General features: G+C 73.2%; 5 protein-coding genes. All 5 read right to left on the bottom strand.

Features of this window, described 5'->3' with window-relative positions; genetic code table 11:
• Window positions 1-226, bottom strand: a 226-nt coding sequence (locus AB8Z36_RS27500; protein WP_369216073.1) for a zinc ribbon domain-containing protein, incomplete at its 3' end; no start/stop codon positions are given.
• A gap of 3 nt (window positions 227-229) precedes the next feature.
• On the bottom strand, window positions 230-2,698 hold the full coding sequence (locus AB8Z36_RS27505; protein WP_369216076.1) for a serine/threonine-protein kinase: 2,469 nt from the start codon (window positions 2,696-2,698) through the stop codon (window positions 230-232).
• 47 nt (window positions 2,699-2,745) lie between these two features.
• On the bottom strand, window positions 2,746-4,065 hold the full coding sequence (locus tag AB8Z36_RS27510; protein WP_369216074.1) for a hypothetical protein: 1,320 nt from the start codon (window positions 4,063-4,065) through the stop codon (window positions 2,746-2,748).
• Window positions 4,066-4,149: 84 nt separating this feature from the next.
• Entirely contained in the window at window positions 4,150-5,136 is a 987-nt protein-coding gene (locus AB8Z36_RS27515) for a glutamate ABC transporter substrate-binding protein (protein WP_369216075.1), read from the bottom strand.
• 44 nt (window positions 5,137-5,180) lie between these two features.
• Window positions 5,181-6,590: hypothetical protein (locus AB8Z36_RS27520; protein ID WP_440582008.1), on the bottom strand; the 1,410-nt coding region annotated here is incomplete at its 5' end.

Consider the following 6,590-nt stretch of genomic DNA (forward strand, 5'->3'; position numbering starts at 1 on the left):
GCGCCGGACGGTCGGAACTGTCCACCTCGGGGGCGACGGGCCAGGGGCCCTCGGGGGCGGCGTGTCCGGCGCCCGCTCCCTGGGACGTCGCGGACCCGTTGGGCGAGGCGTCGGGACGGGCCGGCACCGCCGACAGGTCGTACCCGCACGCACCACAGAACAGGTCACCCGATTCCAGCGGCTCCTCGCAGCTCGGGCAGGCAGACAGTTGCGGCATCTGCGACATCACTCACACCCACGTCCGGGGGCGGAAACGGTTTGCCCGCTCCACCAGTTCGATCCTCTCCTCGCCACCCTGTGCGAGCCGGGCCAGTGTCCGGTACGAACGCTCCAGTCCGAACCGGAGACCGCGCTCGTCCAGTTCACTGCCGAGCAGTACGGTCCGCGAGCCGGTGGTGGCCGGTGGCGCGGAAACGTGACCAGAGTGCCTACCGGAGAGTACCCAGTCGAGCGCCGTCCCCAGAACCTCGGTCGACAGGCGCTCCCTGCGCACCGCGTCGAGACCGAAGCCGGAGAGGGCCTCGATCTGTCCGGCGGCGGCCGTCAGGTCGTCGAGGAAGGCGGCGCCCGGGGAGAGCGCCGGTCCTTCGAGGCGCTGCCTGAGCCGCGCCCGCACCGCGGCGACGCGGGCGGCGGTGTAGTGGATCGAGGACTCCGGCACCGACTCCAGGGTCTGCACGGCGCCGGTCCTGTCGTCGGCGGCGAGCCGCACCCGGGCCAGGCCGAACGCGGCGCTCACATAGCTCGGGTCGGTGGTCCACACCAGGCGGTAGTACTCGGCGGCGTTGTCGAGCTGGCCGAGGACCTCCGCGCAGACGCCGAGCGCCAGCTTCGGCGCGGGCTCGCCGGGGAACGCGTCGTAGACCGCGTCGAAGGAGAGTGCCGCGTTCTCGAAGTCGCCGACGGCGAGGGCCGCCACGCCCCGGTACCAGACCACCCGCCAGTCGTCCGGGTGCTGCCGCTCCAGGTCGACGAGGGCCTGCGAGGCGGACGCCAGTTCCCCCATGGCGAGCCGGGCGCGCAGACCGCGCAGCCGGAGCTCCACGGAGTCGGCGGGCGCCGCTCCCAGCGCGGTGATCAGCTCGGCGGGCGCGGAGGCCATGAGCCCGGCGAGGAAGCCCGCGTTCGGGTCGTTCGGGTCGACGCGCGGGACGGGCAGGGCGAGCGCGGTCGCCGCCGATTCCAGGGGCCGCACGATCGTCGAGGCCGGGGGCGCGGGCGGCAGCGCGCGGTGGCCGTCGCCGTTCTCCGGGGCGACCGGGCGCACCCCGAGCCGCGACACATCGCCCGAGAGCTCGGCGAACAGCTCGGTGTCCGTGACCTTCACCTCGGGCCCGAACAGGGTCGAGAGGGACGGGCGCGGCTTGCCGGTCTGGAGCGCGACGACCTCCCGCAGGACGCCCGTGAGCTGCTCGGCCATCTCCTGCGCCGAGGCGAAGCGACGGGCCGGGTCGGGGTCGGTGGCGCGCACCAGGAGCCGGTAGAAGGACTCGTAGGTGCGGAAGACCTCGATGTTGTCCGGGTCGGGCAGGGAGTCCACGAAGACGTTCGTGTACCCCTGGAAGTCGAAGGTCAGGACGGCGAGCGTGCGCGCGACCGTGTACAGGTCGGAGGCGACCGAGGGGCCGACCTCGGCGACCTCGGGGGCCTGGTACCCGACCGTGCCGTAGATCGCGGACTCGTCGTCGTCCATCCTGCGGACCGCGCCCATGTCGATGACCTTGAGCTGGCCCTCGGTCTGGATGGCGTTGTCCACCTTGAAGTCGCAGTACAGGAGGTTGCGGCTGTGCAGGTGACCGAGGGCTTCGAGCGCCTCGATGCCGTACGCGCAGGCCTGCTCGACGGGGAGCGGGTCGCGCCTGCCGTCGGCCGAGCGGCGGCTGTTGGCGATCTCCTTCAGGGACTTGCCGCCCACGTACTCCATGACGATGTAGCCGTCCATGGAGCCGGTGCGCTGGTCGAGGTGCTCCACGAAGTTGTAGATGCGGACGATGTTGGAGTGCTCGATCTCGGCGAGGAAGCGGCGCTCGGAGATCGCGGCGGCCATCGCGTCCTGGTCGCCCGTGTCCAGCAGGCCCTTGAGGACCACCCAGCGGTCGGACACCGCGCGGTCTATCGCGAGATACACCCAGCCGAGTCCGCCGTGCGCCAGGCAGCCCACCACCTCGTACTGACCGTGCACGATGTCGCCCGGGTTCAGCTTCGGCATGAAGGAGTACGGATGCCCGCACTTGGTGCAGAACCCTTCCGTACGGCCTGGCCTGTCGCCCCGCGCGCGGCCCACCGGCGCCCCGCAGTCCGAGCGCGAGCAGAACCGCTTCCGCTCGGGCACCTCGGGATTCTTCTGGACCGCGCCGCGCGGGTCGGGGCGCGGCACGTCCGGCACGGTGACCAGGCCGACGCCGAGCCGCCCGCGCGCGGAGGACGAGGCCGCCGAGCCCGAGCTGCGCACCGACACCGAACGGGACGTCGAGGCGCCGGACAGCGAGCGGGACAGCCGCCCCGACACCGACCTGCGCGAGGACTGCGAACGGGCCGAGCGCGACGAGCGCGCCGACGAGCGGGAGCCGGAGCTGCTGGAGCCCCGCGAGCCCTTGCCGCCGCCCGTGATGCCGGTGGGCGAGGAGCCCACCATGCCGGTCGGGGAGACCACCGGGGCGAGACCGCACGTGTCGCAGTACAGCTCGCCGCCGCCCATGTCCTCGTACGACCCCGTACATCCGGGCCGCTGACACTGCCGCTGGCTCACGCTTCCCCCCTCCGGTCGGTGATCCCGCCCTGCTGCGGGACCCTGGGCACGAGCGCCTCGGCGGCGGCCCGCTGATAGCGCAGCACCGCCTCCTCGGCCACGCGCAGGTCGCAGGGCGCGCTCCAGAGCATGCGGCGCGCCGCGTCGTACCGCTCGATCAGGAGCGGGTCCTCGGCGTGGCCGTGCCGCGCCACCTTCGCCTTGTACGCGTCCAGGCGTCCGCGCAGCTCCGCGCGGACCGCGAGCGGCGCCGTGACGGCGGTCAGCGACTCGCGGGCCCGCAGGAGCTCCTCCTCGGCCTTCTCCTCCAGGGATTCGAGGAGCGGTGAGAGGCGGTGCCACTGGGCGTTCCTGCGGTAGTCCGACGCCATCGCGAGCTGCTCCTGGAGCACGGTCGGCGGGCCGCTGACGGCGGGCACCTCGGAGGCGGCGATCTTCGCGAGGACCTCGCCGCGGGCGCTTCGGGCCTCCGCCAGGGTGCGGTCCGCGCGCGAGAGCACGTCGCGCAGCCTGCCGAGGCGGACCTCCGCGTCCTGCCGGACGGTCAGCACGGCCTCGATCTCGCGGCGCACCTCCTCCAGGGCGCGCGCCTCGCGGTCGTACCGGTCGGTGTGCGGCCGGCCGCCGCCGGGCGCCGAACTGCCCTCGGCACGCTGCCAGAAGGCGAGCGGGTCGCTGATCACCTGCTCCCGCAGGGCGGTCAGGGTGCGCGTGATGCGCTCCAGGTCGTCGCCCGAGGGGTGCTCGCCGGGGCGCACGCCCACGGAGTGCGCGAGCTGGCGGGTGCGGGCCAGCTCGGCGGCGAGCAGGTCGATGCGGGCGGGCAGCGCCGACCAGACGGCGTCGGCGGCGACCACCATGTCCAGCGAGTGCGCGTACAGGTCGTTCATCCGGGTGACCAGGGCTTCGAGCGTGAAGCGCTCGGTGAGCCTGGCGGGGCCCGTGAGCGAGGCGGCGGTGCCGGACGTGGAGCCGCCCGCCACGGTCACCGACTCCCCGCGCAGCAGCTCGGTCAGCTCCGCCAGGTCGTCACGGCTGGGCCAGCGCCTGCGGGCGCGCAGCTCGCGCGCGGTGCGCAGGGCGCCCGCGTAGGCGTCGAAGTAGGCCCAGAGCAGGGTGATGCGGCCCTCCGCGTCCGCCCAGCGCTCCTGGGTGACGCCGGTGAGCCGGGCGCCCTCCAGGAGGCGGCGCCCGGCGTGGTCCTGGAGGGCGAGGAGCGAGGTCTCGATCGCCTCGTGCTCGGCGTCGAGCCGCGCCAGCGCACGGTCCACCTCGTCCCGGTCCATCAACGGACCGGGGGGTCCCGTGTCGCTCATCGATCACCTCTCCGCTCTGCGCTGCCTTGCTTCTTCAGCTGTCCTGAGCCAGTTGTACGCCTCGGCACATAACGTCCGTGTCTGTCAGTCGCCGTACTCCGCCTTCGGCGGGGTCGCCTCCTCGCCGATCGGGCCCCTGAGCCACTCGTCGTAGGACTTCTTCCAGCCGTCCTCGCGGTAGTCGGCGAGGACCTTGTTGACCCGGCGGACCAGGTCGTCGGCGCCCTTCTTCATCGCGACGCCGTAGTGCTCGGTGGTGAACGGCTCCTTGCCCTTCAGCTCGACCGTCGGGTCCTGCGCGGCCTGGCCCGCGGCGAGCGCGCTGTCGGTCACCACCGCGTCCACCTCGCCCAGTTGGAGCCGGACCAGACAGTCGAGCTGATTGGGCACCGTGGTGGAGATGTCGGCACCGAAGCTCTTCTTCTTGAGCTCCTCCTCGGCGATGGAGCCCGCGGCCGAGCAGATCTTCTTGCCCCTGAGCGACGCGTCATAGCCCGTGATGCCGGACTTCACCGGCGCGAGCACCTGCTGGCCCGTCTCGAAATACCCGGTGGAGAAGTCGACGTCCTCCAGGCGCTCGCAGTTGACGGTCATGGTGCGCACGACCATGTCGACCTGGCCGCTCTGGAGTGCCGGGATGCGCTGGTTGGTGGGGATGGCGCGGAACACGACGGCGTCGCGGTCGCCGAAGATCTCCTCGGCGATCTCGTGCGCGAGGTCGATGTCGAAGCCCTCCAGGGTGCCGCCCGGCTTGTTCGGGTCGCGGTAGCCCCAGCGGTAGCTGTTCTGGTCGACGCCGACGATCAGCTTCTTGACCTCGCGGTTCTTGATGGCCTCGATCGTCGGGCCGTCCTTGCCCGAGGGGCGCGGGCTCCGGTCGTTGCAGTCGTCGGCGTCGGCCCGCGCGGGCGCCGCCACCGGGACGGCCGCGCCGCCGCCGGTGCGGTCATCGCCGCCGTCGCCCCGGGGCAGGGCGACCAGGGTCCCCGCGAGCGCGCAGGCGAGGCCCAGGGCGCCGATGCCCGCCCGGCGCCCGCCGCTCAGCCCGGCCGTGCCGCGTCGTGTCCGCATCGTCCGCCCGCTCCCTCCGGCCGCCGGGACCGTCTCCCGCCTCGTCATCGGTACTCCGAGAGCCTGCGGCCGATGCCGAGCACCGCGCCCGCCGCGGCGAGCACCGCGAGGACCGCCGCGCCGACGGGAAGGCCGCTCATGGCGCCCCTGCCGTCCTCGGCCGCCGCCTTGAACTCACGCTGCTCGTGGGCCAGGGCCCGGTCCAGGGCCGCGTCCACGTTGTCGAAGCACTCGCCGGTCGGCTGGTCGTCCTTGGCGCCGATGACCTTGTCGAGCGCTCCCTGGTAGTCACCGGAGTCGTCGCTGGTGCGGGCCACCTTGTGGCGGTCCTTCCACACGCTGACGTTCTCCGCCGCCTCGGCGACCGGGTTGGCGCCGTCCGCGTCGTTCCCGGCCAGGTCGGCGGCCTCGCCGAGGAGGCCGCTGTCCTTGTCGCCGAGCTGCTTCATCAGCGCGCGGTAGGAGACGTCGAACTTGTCCTTGCTCTCGCCGTTCACCTCGATGGTCTCGGCGCCCCGGCTGACCAGGGTCAGGGTCTCGTTGCCCCGGGCCTTCAGGGAGCCGATGCGGGCGTCGTTCAGGACGTTCAGGGAGCGCACGCCGTCGTCGTAGGACTCGTTGAGCGACGCGCGCGCGAAGGTGTGGCCGACGACGAGCCAGAGGAGCACGACCGTGCCGAAGGCCGTCGCCGCGAGCAGGCCGTGGTTGAACACGCGGTTGGTGCGCCGGTAGTTGCGCCGCTGCGCCCATGCCAGGGCGCCGAGCGCGAGGACGCCGAGGGCGATGGCGATCCACGGATACGGCTTGGCCTTGGAGTAGTCCGACGCCAGGCGGGCGTTCTCCGCTTTGTAGAGCTTCTCGGCGGCCGGGAGCATCTGCGTCTGCATCTTGTCGTTCGCGTACCGCAGATAGGCGCCGCCCAGGGGCAGGCCCTGGCGGTTGTTGGCGCGGGCGCGCTCGATGAGGCCGGTGTACTCCGGAAGCAGCTCGTTCAGCTTGCGGACGGCGGCGGCCGACGAGGTGGCCGAGCCCGCGTTCGACGCGGCCTTGGCCAGCTTCTGCGAGGCCCGCTCGATGTCCCGTTCGTACCGCTCGCGGACTGCGGCGGGCTCCTGGCCGCCGGCGAGGAAGCCGCTGGAGGCGGCGGTGTTGGCGTCGGCGAGCGAGCGGTAGACCGCGGCGGCGTCGGCGCTCAGCGGCTGGCTGCGGTGCAGCACGTCGTCCGCGGCGGCCGAGCGCTCCGTCATCTGCCAGGTGGTGACCGCGCCGAACGCGATGACCAGCGCGGCGAGGAGCGCGCCGATGATCCGCAGCCTGCCGGGCTCGGTGGTCGCGGCGGCGCGCAGCCGGTCGGTGCCCTCGGCCCAGGCGGTCCTGCGCCCGGCGGGCGGCACCGCGTCCGGGGCCTCGCGCGCGGGCGGGACACCCGGTGGCCCGGGCGGGGCGGCGGGCAC

The sequence above is a fragment of the Streptomyces flavofungini genome (assembly GCF_041028215.1).
Lineage (GTDB): Bacteria > Actinomycetota > Actinomycetes > Streptomycetales > Streptomycetaceae > Streptomyces > Streptomyces flavofungini_B.

Bases quoted from the DNA above. Each gene is read 5' to 3' on its own strand.
- AB8Z36_RS27510 (WP_369216074.1), bottom strand. From the start codon at position 4,065: ATGAGCGACACGGGACCCCCCGGTCCGTTGATGGACCGGGACGAGGTG.
- AB8Z36_RS27515 (WP_369216075.1), bottom strand. From the start codon at position 5,136: ATGCGGACACGACGCGGCACGGCCGGGCTGAGCGGCGGGCGCCGGGCG.
- AB8Z36_RS27505 (WP_369216076.1), bottom strand. From the start codon at position 2,698: ATGGGCGGCGGCGAGCTGTACTGCGACACGTGCGGTCTCGCCCCGGTG.